The sequence below is a fragment of the Pelosinus fermentans DSM 17108 genome (assembly GCF_000271485.2).
GTDB classification, from domain to species: domain Bacteria; phylum Bacillota; class Negativicutes; order DSM-13327; family DSM-13327; genus Pelosinus; species Pelosinus fermentans.
Genome location: NZ_AKVN02000001.1, coordinates 4,979,855 through 4,999,544 on the forward strand (window position 1 = coordinate 4,979,855; position 19,690 = coordinate 4,999,544).

At 42.1% G+C, this 19,690-nt stretch carries 16 protein-coding genes; 3 read left to right on the forward strand and 13 right to left on the reverse strand.

The features are described from left to right. Positions 1-74 precede the first annotated feature (74 nt). The 11 genes from FR7_RS22805 to FR7_RS22855 all read right to left on the reverse strand — a co-directional run bounded on the left by FR7_RS22805 (position 75) and on the right by FR7_RS22855 (position 15,299). Positions 75-1,415: a GntT/GntP/DsdX family permease gene (locus FR7_RS22805; RefSeq protein ID WP_007935788.1), complete on the reverse strand. Its 1,341-nt coding sequence runs from the start codon at positions 1,413-1,415 to the stop codon at positions 75-77. Between the two features lie 40 nt (positions 1,416-1,455). Then, positions 1,456-2,727 carry a nickel-dependent lactate racemase family protein gene (locus tag FR7_RS22810; RefSeq protein WP_007935789.1) on the reverse strand — a complete coding sequence of 424 codons (1,272 nt, stop codon included), beginning with the start codon at positions 2,725-2,727 and terminating at the stop codon, positions 1,456-1,458. A gap of 44 nt (positions 2,728-2,771) precedes the next feature. Beyond that, positions 2,772-3,785 (reverse strand): 4-hydroxythreonine-4-phosphate dehydrogenase PdxA, encoded by a 1,014-nt coding sequence (gene pdxA / locus FR7_RS22815; RefSeq protein ID WP_007935791.1) that lies wholly within the window; start codon positions 3,783-3,785, stop codon positions 2,772-2,774. Further along, positions 3,782-5,074: a four-carbon acid sugar kinase family protein gene (locus FR7_RS22820; protein WP_007935793.1), complete on the reverse strand. Its 1,293-nt coding sequence runs from the start codon at positions 5,072-5,074 to the stop codon at positions 3,782-3,784. The genes pdxA and FR7_RS22820 overlap by 4 nt, the downstream gene beginning before the upstream one ends. 138 nt (positions 5,075-5,212) lie before the next feature. Next, complete coding sequence (locus FR7_RS22825; RefSeq protein WP_369794421.1) at positions 5,213-6,073, reverse strand: MurR/RpiR family transcriptional regulator; 861 nt, start codon at positions 6,071-6,073, stop codon at positions 5,213-5,215. Positions 6,074-6,410: 337 nt separating this feature from the next. Next, complete coding sequence (gene rocF / locus FR7_RS22830; RefSeq protein WP_237714873.1) at positions 6,411-7,358, reverse strand: arginase; 948 nt, start codon at positions 7,356-7,358, stop codon at positions 6,411-6,413. 532 nt (positions 7,359-7,890) lie between these two features. Continuing rightward, the gene (locus FR7_RS22835) at positions 7,891-9,573 is read right to left on the reverse strand and encodes a glutamine--tRNA ligase/YqeY domain fusion protein (RefSeq protein ID WP_007951122.1); all 1,683 of its coding nucleotides are present in this window, start codon (positions 9,571-9,573) and stop codon (positions 7,891-7,893) included. A gap of 123 nt (positions 9,574-9,696) precedes the next feature. Next, positions 9,697-12,750, reverse strand: a complete 3,054-nt coding sequence (locus FR7_RS22840) for an SbcC/MukB-like Walker B domain-containing protein (RefSeq protein ID WP_007951124.1) — start codon at positions 12,748-12,750, stop codon at positions 9,697-9,699. Further along, complete coding sequence (locus tag FR7_RS22845; RefSeq protein WP_007951126.1) at positions 12,747-13,901, reverse strand: exonuclease SbcCD subunit D; 1,155 nt, start codon at positions 13,899-13,901, stop codon at positions 12,747-12,749. The genes FR7_RS22840 and FR7_RS22845 overlap by 4 nt, the downstream gene beginning before the upstream one ends. A 73-nt stretch (positions 13,902-13,974) precedes the next feature. Beyond that, positions 13,975-14,619: a YigZ family protein gene (locus FR7_RS22850; RefSeq protein WP_007951127.1), complete on the reverse strand. Its 645-nt coding sequence runs from the start codon at positions 14,617-14,619 to the stop codon at positions 13,975-13,977. 218 nt (positions 14,620-14,837) lie between these two features. Continuing rightward, entirely contained in the window at positions 14,838-15,299 is a 462-nt protein-coding gene (locus FR7_RS22855) for a YaiI/YqxD family protein (protein ID WP_007935815.1), read from the reverse strand. 271 nt (positions 15,300-15,570) lie between these two features. Here FR7_RS22855 and FR7_RS22860 point away from each other — a divergent pair, with 271 nt between their 5' ends. After that, positions 15,571-15,888 (forward strand): hypothetical protein, encoded by a 318-nt coding sequence (locus tag FR7_RS22860; RefSeq protein ID WP_007935816.1) that lies wholly within the window; start codon positions 15,571-15,573, stop codon positions 15,886-15,888. A 223-nt stretch (positions 15,889-16,111) separates the two neighbouring features. Here FR7_RS22860 and FR7_RS22865 read toward each other — a convergent pair whose 3' ends face one another. Continuing rightward, positions 16,112-17,116 (reverse strand): phenylacetate--CoA ligase family protein, encoded by a 1,005-nt coding sequence (locus FR7_RS22865; RefSeq protein ID WP_007935817.1) that lies wholly within the window; start codon positions 17,114-17,116, stop codon positions 16,112-16,114. 155 nt (positions 17,117-17,271) lie between these two features. On the opposite strand from FR7_RS22865, the gene FR7_RS22870 reads away from it, so the two are divergent. After that, positions 17,272-17,667 (forward strand): hypothetical protein, encoded by a 396-nt coding sequence (locus FR7_RS22870; protein ID WP_007935818.1) that lies wholly within the window; start codon positions 17,272-17,274, stop codon positions 17,665-17,667. 27 nt (positions 17,668-17,694) lie between these two features. Here FR7_RS22870 and FR7_RS22875 read toward each other — a convergent pair whose 3' ends face one another. Continuing rightward, complete coding sequence (locus FR7_RS22875; RefSeq protein WP_007935820.1) at positions 17,695-18,393, reverse strand: polysaccharide deacetylase family protein; 699 nt, start codon at positions 18,391-18,393, stop codon at positions 17,695-17,697. Between the two features lie 129 nt (positions 18,394-18,522). On the opposite strand from FR7_RS22875, the gene FR7_RS22880 reads away from it, so the two are divergent. Then, a complete protein-coding gene (locus FR7_RS22880; RefSeq protein WP_007935823.1) occupies positions 18,523-19,683 on the forward strand; it encodes a D-alanyl-D-alanine carboxypeptidase family protein in 1,161 nt (386 codons plus the stop codon). Positions 19,684-19,690 lie beyond the last annotated feature (7 nt).

Below are 19,690 nucleotides of genomic sequence, written 5' to 3' on the forward strand. Positions count from 1 at the left end.
TGTAATTATAACAAAAGCCAGGAGAGCTTGCATTATTATGCAAGCTCTCCTGGCTTTTAGTATTACTATAAGGTTTATCCTATAATTTGAGCTAACAACAATACACCTGCCAAGCCAACTACAGAGGCAATGGTTGTTGATGCCGTATAAATTCCGAACATCTTATTCATTGGAATACCGAGTGATTCTTTTACAAACCAGAAACCCGGGTCAGTTACATGGGAAGCGCCAATGGCTCCGGCACCTATAGCAATAGCCACTAATGCTGGATCAAGGTTGGGATACTGTGCAAGCACGGGAATGATAAATCCCGCCGATGTCATCATTGCCACAGTGGCACTGCCAATGGCAAATCGCATAACAATGGCGATAACCCATGCCATGATCAAAGGACTGATTTGAATGGCCGTAAGCACTGCTTTCAATACATCACCAATACCACTGTCCAAAATAATCCGATTAAAGGCACCAGCCGCACCAATAACAAGAATAATCGAAGCCATAGGTCCCATTGCTGCATCGGTTTGCTTGGCTAGAACCGCCAAACTATGTCCACGTTTCCATCCCATAACATAATAAGACAAAATAGCAGCCAAGAAAAGTGCCGTAATTGGACTGCCGATAAAGTTGACAATCGGCATAAAAGCTGCATTTTTATCTGCAACCATCTCGATAATGGTTTTACCGATCATTAACAGTAATGGCAGTAAAATCGTAAAAAGAGTGATTCCGAATTTCGGTAAATCAGCGTCTGGAGTCCGTTCCAGATTGCAATACTGATCCGGCGGCTGAAAATCATACTTTTTAGAAATGAGTTTGCCAAATAAGGGTCCTGCAATTGCTGTCGCAGGAAGGCCAACTAACAAACCATAAAAAATGACCTTCCCGACATCGGCTTTTAATGCTAAGGAAATCGCCATTGCAGCAGGATGGGGAGGAATAACGCAATGTACGACAGTAAGTGCTACCAGCATCGACAAGGCCACTTGTACCAGAGGCTGCTTGGATTCTAGCACAACACAAAATAGAATGGGGGTTAACAAGACTATGCCAACCTGTAAAAATACAGGAATACCACAGATATAAGCAACAATCATCATCGCCCATGCCGCTTTATTTTTACCCATGATATTAATAAGCGTGCGGGATAGTTTTTCGGCACCGCCGGATATCTCCATCATTTTACCAATAATCGCCCCCAAGGCAAGTATTGGGGCAAGAAACCCTAAGGTTCCTCCCATACCAGCCTCAATAGACGTTCCTATTTTAGCTAATGGCATCCCTGTAGCAAAAGCGATAAAAAAACAAGCCCCCATCAAAGAAAGAAACGCGTGGATACGAAATTTAATACTCAGAACAATAATCATGAGAATGGCAATTCCCAATACGAAAAGCATAGGTATCGATTGGTCCATAGTACTTCTCCTTTCTTTTTCTGTATCCTTAGCGGCTCCTCTACTTGATAATTGGAAGCATGTCAGGAGCATGAGTTAAAATCGTGACTCTGGCCTTTTTTCCCTTTTGCTGGATCGCTGAATCAAGGGCTGCCTGCACAGAGTCAAAGGGAGTAAATCCAAGCTTTACAGCGTCTTTTGACTGGATACCACTAGACACAATATACACGGTTTCCCTCTCTTTTACTTGTGCCCAGGCAATTGCTAAGGCCGCTGCAACTTCATCGTGCATTTGTTTATCATCCACCATTTTCTTTAGACACTCCGAGGAATGGCACGTAATATCCACCATTTCGGAGTGTGTAACAGCAACGCCTTCATAACATGGAGTCGCAATAATAACGATTCCACCAGCTTTCACTGCTAAATCGGAAGGATATAAAGTCTTGTGCGCCTGCCAGAACTCAATATCACAAGGATGAGAGCTAGAAAGAACGATATCTGCTTCTTCGGGAATTTCAACGGCGTATACTTCCCTTGATAAAGATACACCTTCCTGGAAGGCTTCTACTGTATCACCAAAGAAAGCCCCTACTACCTCTCCATGACGATTTAAAACCGTATTAAAAATAGTATTCATGCCAATTTTTTTGGCAATCATATTTAGCTCCCTGCGAACAGGATTATCCTGAACTCCTAAATAGGAGCGCGGCGCACGAACGCTTAATAAATGAGTTTCAGCAGTGGTATGTTCACCAGAAATACCAGGCTGAACAATTTTTGCTCCGCCAGAAAATCCAGGGATATGATGAGGAACAATGCTGCCGATACCAATTTTAAAATCTGCTTCATATGCCTCACGATTTACCCAAACACTGGTACCATTATCTGTATTTCCAAGGTCAATCAAAGCCTCTGGATTCTTAAAGTCATGATTTTTAATCGTTACGCGATTTACAACAGTTTGCCCAAATTTTTCCAAGATTTCCGCCTCTGTCATAAAGCGATGAGTACCCAGAGCAATAATGATAGTAATCTGCTCATCTTTTATTCCCGCCGAATTCATTTCATCCAGCATTACAGGAATGATTTTATCAGTAGGAGTCAAGCGAGTGTTATCATCCGCTAAAATTACAACTTTTTTCTTCCCCTTAACCTGCTCAGCCAAATTTCTTGAGCCAATAGGATTCGTAAAAGCCCGCATAATTTCTTCTTTTACATCAGCTACAGCAGCAACATCTTTTGGTGAATAAACACCAATTAGATTTTCTTTGGGAAGAGATACTTCAATATTCTCTTGTCCATAAGGCATTGTTACTTTTACATTTGACATGGATAATCATCCTTTCTTATCGCTGAGTTTGGCTTACCTGCCAGCTAGGCTTTACGCGCGCCTTTCGCTATTTGAGCGGCAAAATGAATGGCGGCGGTCATGCTGCTGCCATCTGCAATTCCTTTGCCGGCAATATCGAAAGCCGTACCATGGTCTACAGAAGTACGAAGGAATGGCAATCCCACAGTCACATTAACACCATTATCAAAACCAAGGAGTTTCAGTGGAATATGACCTTGATCATGATACATAACCACAACGATATCAAATTCTTTGCGGCGTACGGTGCGAAAAAATACTGTATCAGGAGGAATCGGACCTACAGCGTCAATTCCTTCTTGTTGAGCGTCTGCTACTGCAGGGGCAATCTCGTCCACATCCTCTCGCCCGAATAATCCGTTTTCTCCCGCATGGGCGTTGAAGCCTGCAACAGCAATTCTTGGCTGCTCTAATCCTAACAGACGCAAGGTACGATCTGCCAGACGAATGATTCGCAGTACACGTTCTTTTTTGATTAGGTCTGCTGCCTCACGCATGGATACGTGAGTTGTGACATGAATGACTCGCAGTTCATCACCAGAAAGCATCATGGCATAATCTTTGGTATGAGAAAGTTGAGCTAAAATCTCTGTATGTCCGGGAAAATGATGACCGCCTATATACAAAGCTTCTTTGTTGATCGGAGCCGTAACGATAGCGTCCACCTTATTTGCCATTGCTTTTTCTATAGCAGCTTCAATGTAGGTATAAGCCGCATGCCCAGAGCGCCCATCGACCTGTCCAAAAGGAAGATCATGGGGAACATTCGCAAAATCAAGGACATCAATCACCCCTGGCTGATAGCTGCCTTTTTGAACATCTGATATACTTGCGATCTCAAGGGGACTTTTCAGAATGCCGGCTGCCAGCTTCATCCGGTTCGTGTCACCAAAAACCAGGGGACGGCATGTAGTATAGATATTTTCATCTGTAAGAGCCTTTACAATAATTTCAGGACCACACCCCGCGGCATCCCCCATGGTGATTGCCAGAATCGGACGTTCTACTCCCTGTTTCATTGTTCTACCTTCCTTTCTGTGAGCTTTTGTGTTGCATTTACTAAGGCATCAGGATTACCAAAGGCACCTGCTTTGGTGACGACCCACAGAGTTTTTCCTTCCTGAGTTACCATTTTGCCCAGGGGAATAGCTGGCGCTACTTCCTCTAAGATGCGAATCCCCTTTACACCAAGAGCATGGCAGACGGAAACTGCGGTATCTCCTCCCGTGAGTACAACTCCAGTGACTTCTTGCTGGTGCAGAATTGCAGCTCCCATAAAGCCGAGGATCTGTGCAGCGCTTTGACTTACTTCTAAGGGTGACATACCGAGTTTCTCGCCAGCTGCTTTCGCTCTTTCAACTGCCTCGGGCTGATATCCGGATGCAAGGATTACATTCTTCCCCCTTTTAAGTAGTGACAATGCCTTTTGCAAGTGTGGCATGGCTCCATTTTCCTGCCAGGGAAGATAATCGGCGATTTCGACTTCAACCAGTTCATGCCCTTTACCCAGAAGCTGCCGAATTTGTCCTCTTGTAACAGAGCTGATGCTGCCGACGATTACAAGGCTGGGCGCCGACAAGAAATACTTTTCATTCCAGCCAAACAACTGAGGAAGACATTCGGCAAGACCAGCCGAACCTGCCCATAAAACGTTCTGAGATATACGAAATGCTGCTCCAGCTACGAGTTGAAAATGCTCTTCTTGCCACGCATCACAGCTTATGACTCTACACCCTTGCGCCAGGTGGCGCTGTATAGCAGCAGCAATCGCATCTTCTCCCCCGGACAGTTCAAAGATGCCAATATGACCGACTAACATGCTTGTTTGTTGTCGCAATAACGAAGGCAAAACCGATTCTGAAACGGGAGTTTTAGGATCTTTGCCGACCTCCGTTTCCGAAAGTGGTACGCCATGCAACAGATGATGCCCGCCTACAGTCGTCCTTCCGTTTTTAGGAAAAGCAGGCATGACTAATGCGAAATCATGAAATCCAAGATCAAGAATAGCCTGCAGCTCAATACCGATGTTCCCCCGTAAAGTGGAATCTAATTTTTTATAATAATTTTTAAAGCCTGCCTGCTGTGCCTGCTTAGCAATCTTTTGTACTTTCTGATATGCTTCTTTTGCTCCAATAGCACGACTGTTGGTATCGACAACTACGATAGCAGCTTCCAATTCTTCCGATAAGCTTGTTCCCTCTAGCAGAATTTCAGTATGCAGGCTTTGAACTGCAAATTGCACTCCTGTATCGTTGGCACCTGTCAAATCATCTGCAATGATAATCATGGATTTTGCTTCTATACTCAAATAAAATTCCTCCTTCTATTGGTAGTAGTCTCTCAAAAACAAGTATCTCTGGCGTAAAACGGTGAAGTGTTAGTTATGTTCATCCTTTGCCGTCCTAAATGAGTTTTCCAAGAGCTAGTCGTAATTAGGCATGGCATTTTAGCGGGAAGGATTTCTGCACGCCTTCAAAGCCATGCGGGACTTATTAACTCTTTCCATCGCGGCATCCCCAATCTCTAGGGCCAATCTGACATACAGAATATCAATGACAACTAACTGAACAATACGAGAAATCATCGCATCGGAACGCATTTTGGTTTCTCGAGTACAGCTTAGCAGGTATGCATCAACCATATGGGTGATACTGGACTTTATAGAGCTAGTCACCGCGCAAGTGTAACAGCCTTGTTTTTTGGCTAGTTCTAATGTACGAAGGATATCCGTAGTTTCTCCAGAATGGCAGATGGCAAAGAAAATCTCATCCTGGTGAGCTACAGATGCAGCGATGGTCATCAAATGAGAATCGGTATAAACATTAATTTTTAATCCTAAGCGCATCAACTTGTGCATCACATCTTGAGCAACAACACCAGAAGCACCTAAACCAATAACATGAATATGAGACGAATCTTTAAGATGACGGATTATATCTTCTAAGGCAGGCAGAGAAATCTGCTTTTCTAAATCTGAAATCCCTTGCAAAGAAGAATCAATCACTTTTCGAATTACATCCGGTAATTGATCTTGAATTTCCACTTCTTCATAAATTGGACGTATTTCACTTTCCGACAGCTCTTTCGTCAGTGCGATACGGAACATCGGATAATTCTCATACCCTAGCAAGCGGTAGAAGCGAATCACGGTGGCATCACCTACTTGACAGCGATCCGCCAGTTCATTAATGGGAATTGTCAGTACCTCTTGAGCGTGTTCTTGCAAATAGCGAACAATTCGCTCTTGAGCAGGTGTCAAACGGTTGCTTTGCAGCCGAATACGTGAGAATAATGGCAAGGAATCCACCTCCGCATTTCGGAGATAATCTTCATCAAATTTTATCTCCGAGAATATTTTCTCCATTATTCATTTGACATATCTTCACAGTTTCCTGCTTCGTTTTCAGAATTTTTTTTATTTAATAATAACTAAATAACGCCATAAAGTTAAAATCCTTTTTATATAAAACAAAAAGTAAGACAGCCTAAAGCCATCTTACTTTTATATCAAAATTTGAAATACTATGAACGTAACAGGAAAAAATATTAATTAAAGTGAACTCTTCTCATTGTTTTCTTGAAATGGATCTCATTGAGAGCCATATAAAAGTCCTAAAGCAACTCTTAGAGCCAAACCTAACTTGTTATATTGCTTCAGCGCTTCTTTTTCGATCTGCTCTTTGCACCTGTTTGCTTTTAGCAGTCTCACCAAATAATGCTCCAATCAGGTTAACAGTCAGACGAGCCGTCACATCATCTTTATCCAGCAATGGATTGACTTCTACAAATTCCGCGGAAATCAGATTTTCAGCAGCCGCTAATAACCGTACGGCCTGCAGACTTTCTTTATAACTAAGGCCATTGGCAACGGGAGTCCCTACTCCCGGGAATTCTGCAGGATCAATACCATCTACATCAAAGCTCAAATGGATTCCATCACAACGTTCTGATAAATAACGTACTGACTCGGCGATGACCGCCTCTATGCCCAGTCGTTTTACATCATTGGCAGTGTACATTTTTATATTTCTTTCCTCAATGAGCTGCTGCTCCCCTTGATCCACATCCCGAGCACCAATCAACACAATATGCTCCGGTTTCACTTTTCCCTGGTAGCCTCCAATATTCGTCAAAGCCGAATGACCTAATCCCATACTGGCTGCTAAAGGCATGCCATGAATATTGCCAGTCGGGGATGTTTCAGGCGTATTCATATCAGCATGAGCATCGTACCAAATGACACCGATATTTTTATAATGTTTTGCAACACCAGCTAATGTCCCCATGGCAATGCTGTGGTCTCCGCCTAAAACAAGGGGAAAGCGCCCTTCTTGTATAATATTTGAAACCTTTGCTGCCAACTTTTCACTGGAATCAACAAGGGTTTTTACATTTTTAATATTCTCGCCGCTTTGTCTAAAGCATCCTGTAATGCCAATAGAAAGATTACCTTCATCTACGACATCCTGTCCGATACCTTTTAGACGGTCCATTAACCCTGCACAACGGATACCCTGCGGTCCTAAGTTGGTACCATAGCGAGTCTGTCCCAACCACATTGGTACACCAACAACCGAAATCTTTCTTTTCATGAAATTCACTATCACCGCCCCAATCTTTTGCATTATTTTTTTGCTGCGAATTTTATTTTAAACCTTTCTTGTCTAGTGTGCAAGAAAAGTTTTATAAAATACATAACCTTTATTCCCATTTAAGAACAGTCGTGATCCAAGATCATTCAATTACAAAGAATTGCAGCTATTTACATTAAAAAAATCCAATATTTTCTTGGTTGCTTTGAATCTTCATTTTGACTGTATAGAAAGTCCATTCCTGTTAAGTTTGGAATAGGCTTTCTTTTGTGAAAACAAAAAAAATGTACTTTTTTTTATTTTCCGGGACAAAATAATACTACGTATATAAGTCATTCCATTTATAAATTACAAAGAAAAGGAGTTCATAACATGTTGGAACTACAATTAGGATTTTTTGCTTTTCTCTTTATTGCAGTTTCCCTTTTTTTGCTGCATGGATTACACGGTCTAGGGATGATGTGAACTTCGAAGAATATTATGGAAGACAAAAGATAAAGAGCGCGTCACTTCGTTGACGCGCTCTTTATCTTTACGCTTTTTGCGCTTTTGCCCAGGAATCGCGCAATCCTACAATACGATTAAAAACAGGTAATTCTGCCGTAGAATCCTTCGTATCCAAGCAGAAGTAGCCGTTGCGGATGAATTGGTAACGCTGATCAGGCGTAGCTTGAAGTAAGCTAGGTTCTAGCATGCAAGATGTAAGTTTCTCCAACGAATTAGGATTGATATCATCTTTGAAGTCTTTTTCACCTTGATCGGTCTCTTCTTCTGCAAGTAAATAATCAAACAATCGTACTTCAGCCTTAACAGCCTGTGCAGCAGAAACCCAGTGCAGTGTCCCTTTCACTTTGCGAGTTGCTGTTCCTGTACCACTTTTGGTTTCAGGATCATAAGTGCAGCGTAATTCTATCACTTCACCAGTTTCCTGGTCTTTAATCACTTCTTCACATTTAATAAAATAAGCATTTTTTAGACGCACTTCCTGTCCGGGAGCCAAACGAAAGAATTTCTTAATTGGAATTTCCATGAAATCATCCTGCTCAATATAGATCTCCCGTGAGAAAGGAATACTACGATTGCCCATGTCAGGCTGCTCTGGATTATTCTCCGTTTCCAGTTCCTCTACCTGTCCCTCAGGGTAATTGGTAATGACTACTTTCAATGGACGCAGCACTGCCATCGCTCGCAAAGCCTTACTGTTTAGATCTTCTCTGATACAATGCTCCAGCATCGCAATATCGACAGTACTATTGCTTTTGGCTACGCCAATGCGTTCACAAAAATCACGAATGGCTTCCGGCGTATAACCGCGACGGCGCAGTCCAGAAATCGTTGGCATCCGCGGATCATCCCAGCCATCCACCAAACCTTCTTCCACTAGCATCCTAAGCTTTCTTTTACTCATTACCAGATTGGTAACATTCAAACGTGCAAATTCAATCTGTTGAGGACGGTTTTCCATCTCAAGAGAAGAAATCAGCCAATCATATAATGGACGATGATCTTCAAACTCCAAGGTGCAAATAGAATGAGTAATTCCTTCTAAGGCATCGGAAATAGGGTGAGCAAAATCATACATAGGATATATGCACCAGGTATTACCTGTACGATGATGTTCAGCTCGCATAATACGATATAAAATAGGATCACGCAAATTTACATTTGGCGACGCCATATCAATTTTTGCTCGCAATACCCTAGAGCCATCAGCAAATTTTCCAGCTCTCATACCATCAAACAGTTCTAGATTTTCTGCTATCGAACGACTGCGGTAAGGACTGTTTTTTCCTGGTTCAGTCAAAGTCCCCCGGTATTCCCGCATTTCCTGGGGATTCAAGTCACAAACATAAGCTTTTTCTGATTTTATCAATTGAACGGCACATTCATAAAGCTGTTCAAAATAGTCAGAAGCATAAAACATACGATCGTCCCAATCAAATCCCAGCCATTTTACATCTTCTTGAATGGATTCAACATACTCGACTTCTTCTTTACTTGGATTGGTATCATCAAAGCGCAAATTACATAAGCCGTTATAATCCCGAGCAATCCCAAAATTAAGACAGATGGACTTTGCATGACCAATATGCAGATACCCATTGGGCTCTGGTGGAAAACGGGTGTGTACCTTCTTATTATTTTTATTATTCTTCAAATCTTCATTGATAATATTTTCAATAAAGTTTGAAGAAATTGTCGTATTTGTCGTCATCCTTGAAACCCCTTCTCGATTTATCTTTTATCTTACTCACATTTCGTCATTTATCGCCCTTTTCCTGCTTATGGCAAGCATACAACTATGGTATATAGATAAAATAACCAAAATCCATATAAATTAACCAATTTTAAAACAGGCGGTACTGCCCCTTTCTGTTGCCATAACTTCCAAGCGGGCATCTATTCTTTCCTTTAGTTCAGGAACGTGAGAAATAATCCCCACCAGCCGCCCTCCCTGCTGCAAATCGATTAAAGCCTTGATAGCAAAATCTAAAGATTCTGGATCAAGAGTACCAAAACCCTCATCTACTAAAATTGTATCTAAATGTATGCCGCCTGCATAGGACTGAACAACATCAGCTAAGCCTAAGGCTAATGACAGCGACGCCAAGAACGTCTCACCCCCGGATAAGGTCGCCACACCTCTGGCAATGCCTGTATAGTTGTCAAAAACCTCTAGATCCAAACCACCAGCAGCGTTTTTTCTGGCTCGTTCTAAAGTTCGCTGCAGGGAATAACGGCTGCGGCTCATCATTTTTAAACGTTCATTCGCTGCCACAATTACATTTTCTAATAACGTTCCTAAGACGAATCGCTGCAGCGTCAGTTTGTGCTCATTGCTGCCGTTAGCGACCTCTGCCAAACGTCCTGCCACAGCATATTGTGCTTCTAATGTCTCTAAGGCTTCATCCACTTGACTGATCTTTTTCAACCAGGCTTGCTGACGTTTTAGGAGCGCTTCTAGATTCGTGTGTGCAGCAAACATATCATTATATCGATTTTGCATAGTTGTAACTACTTGCTGCAACCCCAGCATATCCGGTAATTCCAGATTTTCCGCTGCCTGGGCAGCCTGTTCCAGGAACAGAGTGGCTTTACTAAATTCTGAATCAAAGGCAGCAATTTTCTTTGCAGTAAGACTCATACTCTCTGGACTCTTTTTCGCATTCTCATAATCTTGCTGATCCATAAATCCAGCTGCTGCTACTCGTTTTACAAAATAGTTTTGTTCCTCTTCGTATTTTAACTTGCTGTCTTTTAATCGATATTTGGTATTTTCCAAGAGTGTCTGCTTCTGGGTTACAAGCTGCTTTCCCTGCTGTACATGCTGCTGAGCTTGTTCCCAGGCTGCTTTATATTGCTCTTGCTTATTTTGGGCACTTTTTAGGGCTGCTGCCAATTTCCCCATCCCTTGCAGTTCCTCAGGTATCGCAAGACGCCTCTCTGCCACTATGGTTTCTGCGGCTGTAAAAGACTGTTCTGCCTGGCGCCACGCTTCTTGCACCTGAACCAATTCCTTGTGCAGGTCCTCTTGTTGTTTCCTTAACTGCTCCAATTGCTTGGTTATATTCCTGACCTGCTGTTCTCCAGCCAAAGCCTGCTCATACTTTTCACGCAAAGTCTGAACTCTTTGAGATAACTCTTGCAAAGGTAATGCAGCTTGTTCTTTCAGTTCCCCAGCAAGATCGGCAATCCGTTTTTCCCATGTATCCCTCTCGGTTTGCAGCAAACTGTGCTGACTGCGGCAGGCATCTCTTTCTTGTTCTACAAATTCCATCTGCTTTTGAGCTGTTTTCAATTGGTTTTCATTCGGCATGATTTCTCTAGGAGCGGCCAATTTAGGATGATCCGCTGAACCACAGACAGGGCAGCTCTCCCCTGCCGCCAAGGTACTTGCCATGAAAGCTGCCTGCCCTTGCATCCATTCATGCTGCAATGTGTTGAGACTGCTTTTTGCAGCTGCATAGTTTTTCTCAAGCTCTGCCAACTTCAGCTCTGAAGCAGAAACTTGCTGTTCTAGCTGGGTAAATTTTTTCCTATGTTCTTCCAGCAGTCTACTTTTCGTAAGCAATCCTTGGACATGCTGCCATTGTACTTCCCTGCTGCCCACTTCTAACGCAAGTTGAACAGCTTTCTGTTCTTCCAGAATGATATGGTCCATCTTTTCTTGTATCTTTGTATATTCCAATTCTGCAGCATCTTTCTTCTTTGCTGCCTGCTGCAATTCACTTTTTCTTATCGCTGCTGTATTCAAGGCCTTTTCCAGTAATTTGATTTTATCCTCAATCTGCTGTAAATGGATGATTTGCCGAACCAGCTTTTCCCGCTCTTCGTCTTTAGCAGCTTCTATTTCAAACCGCTGCTGCGCCTCTTTCAGCTTGTGAATCTCAATATCCAGCTCAACCTGATATGTCTTACAGTTCTCTTCCAACGACAGTACATCCTGAGCATAGTTCGATCGATTCTTTTCTGCATCGAACAAGCCCATTGCCGCCGTTGCCCGCAGAAGACCTGCTCGTTCTTCTTCGATGATCGGCTTTTGCTCGGTAAGCGTTGCAAATAATTGCTCTGCTTTTTGTTTTTCTTGAATTTTTCCCTGTATGATTGCCCCTTGGTTCACAGCCTGTTGAGCACTTTTTAATTCTTCACTGATACTTTTGATCTGAACGAGTACGTTTTCTACTTCCCTTTCATTTTGCTGTATAGAATCCAGCAGTTCATACTCTTGCGCTACGCCGGCTTCCTGCAAAATCCACTGACGCTGTTTGCTCTGTTCTTCACTTGCTTTTTTTAGCAGTAGAGCCTTGTCCTTTAATTTTTCCTCAATCCTTTGATATAGGTCTGTTTTAAATAATGCCTGCATAATTTCTTGTCGTTCATTGGAGTTGGCGGTTAATAACTTACGAAATTCACCTTGAGGCAGCAGCACAACTTGACGAAATTGGCTGCTTTTAAAGCCCAGCAATGTTTCAATCTGCTTCGTAACGTCCAGCCATTTCGCTGCCAGCAAAATGGGTTCACCCACTAAAGGCATACTCCACAATTCAGCTTGTGCCAGCATGGTGGTGGTGCCTTCTCCCCGTTTCTTAGGCCGCTCCTGCTCTGGAATTCGTTTTACTTGATAACAAGCTTCGCCAATCGCAAAATCAAAAATCACTTCTGTAATTACAGCACTATTAGCATGATCGCTGCGCATGGATTTTCCTTCACGCTGCGTGCCGCTGGCATCGCCAAACAAGGCAAAGCACATACCATCTAAAATTGTTGTTTTTCCTGATCCTGTGGGGCCATGAATCAAGAAAAATGTCCGATCCTGCAATTCCCTAAAATCAAGTTTCTGCTGCTGCGCATAGGGTCCAAAAGCCGTCATAGTTAAACATAATGGTCTCATAGAATTGCCTCCCGTTCCTCACGGTATACGGTTTCGATCACATGAACTAAGTGCATCTGCTGCTCCTGCGTCATATTTTCTCCAGTCATTTGATGATAAAAGGCGTCAAATAGTTCTTTTTCACTAAGTTTACGATGATCCCTAGGCAAGCCGCTCAGCACACCCTTTTTCAAAAAACGCGGACTTTCGATCTGCAGCACATTAGGATATTTCTCACGCAGTTTCCCCATGGCATCTAAGATTGGCATTTCATCTAGCAGCGTTACCGATACATAATCCTGCTGATTCCCTTGATCAATGGAATGATTCAGGATATCTTTAAAATAGCCTTTTATACAACGAACATCGCGACGAGGGGATAGGGAAATTCGCTCAACGGTGATGCCCCCGACTTTATCCATTTCGATTAAATGAATACCTTTGCGCTGAGGAGCTTCTGCAAAAGAGTATTTCAGCAATGATCCGCTATAATGAATGCTTGGATTCCCTGCCTGCTGAGAATTATGTAAGTGCCCTAAAGCCGTATAGCAAAAAGGCTGAAATACAGCCCCATTTACCATACTACTGCCGCCTATAGATAAAGGACGTTCCGATTCACTCTCCAGGCTCCCTGCAATAAAAGCATGAGCAATCGCTACTGAACGTGCTTTATTGGGAATTTTTCTGATTACATGCTGCACCATCACCTCTATTGCTTGTTCGTGATTTGAAACATCAGGACAAGAAAGACGTTCGCGAACGAATGCAGGCTCCCCATAGGTAAGGGGAGCAAAATACACTGGCCCATGCTCATCATATAAAATAATAGGTTCTATTTCCCGACGTAATGCCCCTGCTACATACAGCCCTTGAGCCGCTAATAGACGACTGCCAAAGCCTAGGCGTTCTGCACTATCATGATTACCTGCAATCATAATCGTAGGCACCTTGTAGTCTACTAAAATTTGCGAGATTAATTGGTTTAACAATTCTACTGCCTCAATAGGCGGCACAGCACGATCATAAATATCTCCGGCAATAATAATCCCATCCGGTTTACTCTCCCGTACTAAAGCTAAAAACTGGTCCAGTACATGGGCCTGATCATTCGTCAAATGAATGCCATGGAACAACCTGCCTAAATGCCAATCTGAAGTATGTAAAAATCGCACAATCCGACCTCCTACCGCTATTTTCTGCCTTCTTCGTGATACACATAAAAAATTCTTACAAAGATAATGTTACCTATTCTTGACAAGTAACTGGCGTCTCCACATAGACTTGTCCTTCACGGGTTAATGCAGCTTGTCCTGCCGTCCAATCGATAACCTTTTGTTCCAGAATTTCTTCTTGTCCCACTTTTTCTAATACAATCAGCCGTATTGTATCGGTAAATATTTTATCTTCAATTCGATAACCTTGCAGCCTAAGCTGATTTTCCAGCATTCCCAAAAAAGTATAGTCAATCTCTACCCCAATGCGGGTATGATTTTGCCGCTGGGTAATTCCTACGGCTTTTAAACCTGCACTGGCACTCTTGCCATAGGCACGAATGAGACCTCCCGCCCCCAGCTTAATGCCACCAAAATAGCGCGTAACGACAATCACAGTATCTTTTAATTGATTCTTCTTGATGATCTCTAAAATAGGCTTACCAGCCGTACCTGACGGTTCACCAGCATCATCTGCTTTTTGCCACTGATCATTCCCTCCTATTACATATGCAGAACAGTTATGAGTGGCATTCCAGTGCTTTTTCTTAATTTGTTCTATAAAAGCGACTGCAGCCTCTTCCTGTTCTGCACGTTGTACATAAACAATAAATCGTGATTTTTGAATCTCAATTTCCGCCTCACCATAGCCACTCACCGTTAAATAAAAAGCTAACATCCTCTACACCTCAATCTATAGTAACTCTCTGATATCTCTTTTAAGAAAAGCGCTACGCGTCCTTTAAAACAGAGAAAGTAAACCGAACCGCAGAGGCGCAGAGAACACTGAGAAAAAATAGATAAGGCCAAAAACCTCTGTGCTCCTGCGAACTCTGTGTCCTCTGCGTTCAACGTTCCCAAAACTGCTCCAAAGAACTTGCAATTATCAGTCTCAAATCATCCTTGCAAAGGAGCATCAAAGCTGGCTGCTTCAGCTAATAATTCTTCCAATGAGTGATAAAACCGTTTATCTTCTTCTGCCGTTCGTTTATTGGGACCTTTCGTTCGGCCGCCACCGCGGCGCAATTTGGCTTTAACTTCTCGCTCCTCCAGCAAAAATTCAATATTATCATTGGAAAATATTCTCCCTACCGGACTTAAGCAATACGCTTTTTTCCCCAGGACCATTGCTGCGAGCCCCCAGTCCTGGGTCACAATTATATCCTTAGCTTGTGTCAGATTCAGGACCTTAATATCAGCTTCCTGAGAACCATCGCCCACTACCACATGATGATCCGATACAATCATGTGATTAAAACTAGCTACCGTCCAGACAGGGATATGGTATTTGCGTCCCAGTTCCATGCAAATCTGCAATGCATTTTTGGGACAAGCATCTGCATCCACTAAAATTTTCATATCGATCAACTCCTGCACCTTACAACGAAATTATACAATTTATTTCATGTATTGTTTATTGAAAATTTTATCACACCTCTAAGATTATCTCAAAAATTACTTGTCAAATACGCCTTACTATTTTAAGATAAAGAAGACTTGATTTTAATTGGAGTTCTAACGCCATCTAAAATCCCAGTTTCTGTATCCAGCAATTTTTCCTGGATACATAGATACCAATACTAACAATTGGTTATACTCTTACTACTAATAATAAAAGGATGATTTAAAAATGAGTGACAACACAGTATTAGATTTTTATGAACCTTTCGGCTTTTATGAAACAGAAACTGAAGATGGCTGTACTGCTCTTCTTTATGAAACACTAAATAACGGCGATTACGCCTTAGTCACTGATGGTGATGGTATTATACCAGAAGACCTAGAGCAAGAAATCATTTTTGCTTATTACACTGCAGATGGGGCTTTTTCCTGGAGTGTCAGTTTTGAAGATTCCCATCATTTTTTTGAACTGTTAGGAAAGCATACGGAAAGTAATCATCTCATTGATATTGTAAAGCAATATCGTGATAGTGGCGATTACTATTAAAAAAATAAAACATTTTGAACCGCGAAGACGCGAAGAAAATATAAAGAACACGAAGAAATAGTGACGAAGTGTATTCTTTATATAAGAATGTACAAAGGGTTCTAAAGATGAGAAATCTCAGAACCCTTTGTACATTTTATTTTTTCAGTAAAGCCTTCGCTCTTTCTTCTAATTCAATATCTTCTGCTGCGAAGGTTTTACTACTACACCATGAGGTGTAGACTTACCATCTTTGTCCACATGGATAAAGGTCATTTTTTTCTGTTTCTTTTCTTATTCGTATCAACGTCCGTCCACAAGCACATGGGCTGTCGTCTAAACTACACAGCATGCCCGTAGTAAAACGCAAAAGAGGCATCGCCTCCAATGTCAGACTGGTAAGAACCAGTTCACCGATTTCTCCGATGGGCAGAACTTGTCCACTCACAGGATGTAGAATCTCAGGATAAAAACAATCTTCTTGAACATGCAAACCAGCATCACAATGGCACTCTCCTGCGATCCCCATTCCCCAAATGTCATACATGCCATAAACTTGGATTGGTTTTTTCCCATAAATCTGTTGAATTTTTTCACCTTGACTTTGGGATACAAGATTACTATCACAGAAAATATTCTGCAATGGTAATTCCGCAGGTTTATACCCATTCATACCGGCTTCTTGTGCAAGCTGGAGCAGATGTGAAGCAGCAGAAAATATAGAGGTAATACCAAAATCCTCGATTAAATGTATCTGTGCCAGCATACTGCTCCTACTGTCAGACAGTAAGGTTGAGCCAATTTGCTGTATTCCAAAATGCACCCCTAAGCTGGGTGCATTTTCTTTCGCAGTACCCACCCATTGAAAAACAGAGGTCATATTTACCCCTCCAGCAACCAGTATACGGGACATCAATTCACTCCACATAGCCAGATCATTTCGGGTGTAACTCACTGCGAAATGGTCTTGAGCCTCCAGCGTTTTATGAATATACGCAACACCACTCACTGGCATCGTTAATAGTCCATAAGGATAATTAGCTGCTATATCCTGTTTCGTAGTAACAGGAAGTTTTTTCAGATCATCCAGATTTGTAATATTTTCTGGCAGCAGACCACATTCTTTCATGCGAATTTGGTATAAGAAACTTTTTTCATATACTCGTTCTATTATTTTTGTTAGTTTATAAGCTTGCCATGCTGTCATCTCCGTACGAGACAAGGTTTCTACTTGTTGATTCCAAATCATAGCTGCATCTCCTTTTCATGACCATAAAGACGTTTTCAATACTTTTCTTATTCTCTATTTCCAGAATATAACCTTCCCTTTAGAAATCAATGCCTTGACCGATTATTTCATATTTCCATCTATGATTGGACAAACTAGTCCTAGGAGGTGTATACATGGAAGGAATGATTTGTTCCAATTGTCATACTTGGATGACCACACAGGCAAAAAACTGCCCGGATTGCAATGCAGATATTGTTATGGACGGGGAATGCAAAAATGTAATCGACCGCATTCAGCCCAATTGTCTTATTTATCGCTATGATGGCTCTGATTTATTAGAGCCGGGAGTCGTTATTAAACAGCTTAAGGTAAATATGAAAGTAGCTACAAAGTTGCGAGAATACTCTGCTCCCCTTCTTGTACCCAAGCATAAAGTCTATGCTTTCAATCAAAATCTGTTAAGCTCAATTCAAGGCCTGCGCAACGAACGAACTGCTACAATGGTGAGGTTTGATCAGCTTATCAAATCTCACTGGCAGAATCTAGAACCCTATCAACACTCTGAATAAGCTCCATTCTAAAAGGCTGAGCACATTCTAATTACGAACTTCGTAATACTGCAATAGCTCACTGACTGTAACAATGCTGTAACCTTGCTCACGAAGTCTATCAATTATAATACCAAGGGCCTCTGGTGTAGGCAGCGGATACTGACCGTCATGCAATAACACAATGCTGCCAGGTTTTACATGATTCATTACATTCTCAACAAGAGAAGAGACACTAGGCCGCCGCCAATCACCAGGGTCCACTGACCATAAGATCGTCGTATAGCCACGCAGCTCTGCTTCTGCCACTATAGCATCATTGTAGGCTCCGCCAGGAGGACGAAACAATACAGGTTTCGGAGCAGCTGCCATAATTGCCTTTTCAGCCTTGTCGAGTTCTTCAATCATTTCTTCCTTACTTATTTTGGATAAAAACCTATGCCTATAAGCATGGGAGGCCACTTCATGTCCATCAGCTACCTCCTGTGCTACTATTTCCGGATGAGCAGCAGCATGTTCTCCTAGAACAAAAAATGTTACTTTTGCATTTTTTTCTTTAAGAACTGCTAATAGCTGCGGTGTCACCATATTATGTGGACCATCGTCCACGGTTAGTGCCACGACTTTATGAGTCGTGGGAACTTTTCGTATTGCTTTATCATTATCTCTTACAACTCCATCTACCATTACAGCAGCAGAAAAAATAATTCCTATTACGCCTGCAAAAACTAAACTTCCTTGCTTCATATCATCCTTACCTCCTATCACTACCTCAGTGGATATTACGCAAAAGACTAGAAAGATATGCTTTATGTTTTTGCATGATTATGCCATAACAGCAATATACTATAAAAGCCATTCACGAGGAGGATGCATATGTGGATACCATTTGCTCGTAACGTCATACTCCTATTTTGCCTTTTCTTTACCTTATTTACACCCATTGCCAATAGCTCACCACCAAAAATTGAGGCTCAGGCGGCCATCTTAATAGATGCAAAAACAGGGCAAATTCTCTTTGAAAAGAATAGTCATATTCGCAATGCTCCTGCCAGTACCACAAAAGTATTAACCGCTATCATTGCTATTGAAAGCGGACGACTAGATGAAGAGGTTAAGGTCAGCGCCCGTGCTGCGAATACATCCGGTTCTTCCATGCATTTAAGTACAGGGCAGCTCATTTCCATGCGTGAACTAGTGATCGGTCTTTTGCTGCGTTCAGGCAACGATGCAGCCGTGGCGATTGCAGAGCATTTGGCTGGTTCTGTCGAAAATTTCGTTATGCTTATGAATGATAAGGCCCAATCACTGGATGCCGCCAACAGTCATTTTGTCAATCCCCATGGTCTGACTGCTGTCAACCATTATTCCACAGCCTTTGACTTAGCCTGGATTGCCAGGTATGCATTAACCAATCCGATTTTTTCTATGATCGTGAACACAAAAGAAACAAATATTGAATGGCTTGATCGCAAAGGCAAAGAACACGATCAAAGTCTCAAAAATACCAATAAACTATTATGGTTATTGGAAGAGGCAGATGGGGTCAAAACAGGAACCACCAATCAGGCCGGTCCTTGCCTAATTTCCAGCGCTACCCGGGGAAACCAGAAATTAATCGCGGTTGTACTTCATGATCACTCCCGCTGGTATGACTCCATGCAATTATTAAAATACGGCTTTGATGCCTTTGAACTATATGAATATGCTGTTAAAGGTGATATTTTAGGATCGATCCCTGTAGAAGGAGGCCTTGGACCTCTCATTAATGCGGTGGTGAGTAATAATGCAAGCGTAGTAGTACCAACCGCAGATTATGAACATGTTACCGTCAATGTTAATCTTCCAGAACAAATAAAAGCCCCTGTATATCAGGGGCAAAAGATTGGTGAAATTGTCTTTCTTGTTCACCAGCAAGCAATAAAAACCGTAGACATTACATCCGGTCAAACCATAGAGGAACGCACGAATAGTAAAATCTTACTGCAATATTTATTGCGTACTTTTCGTTTATTATCCAGCTGGGGAGCACTCTAATTATACT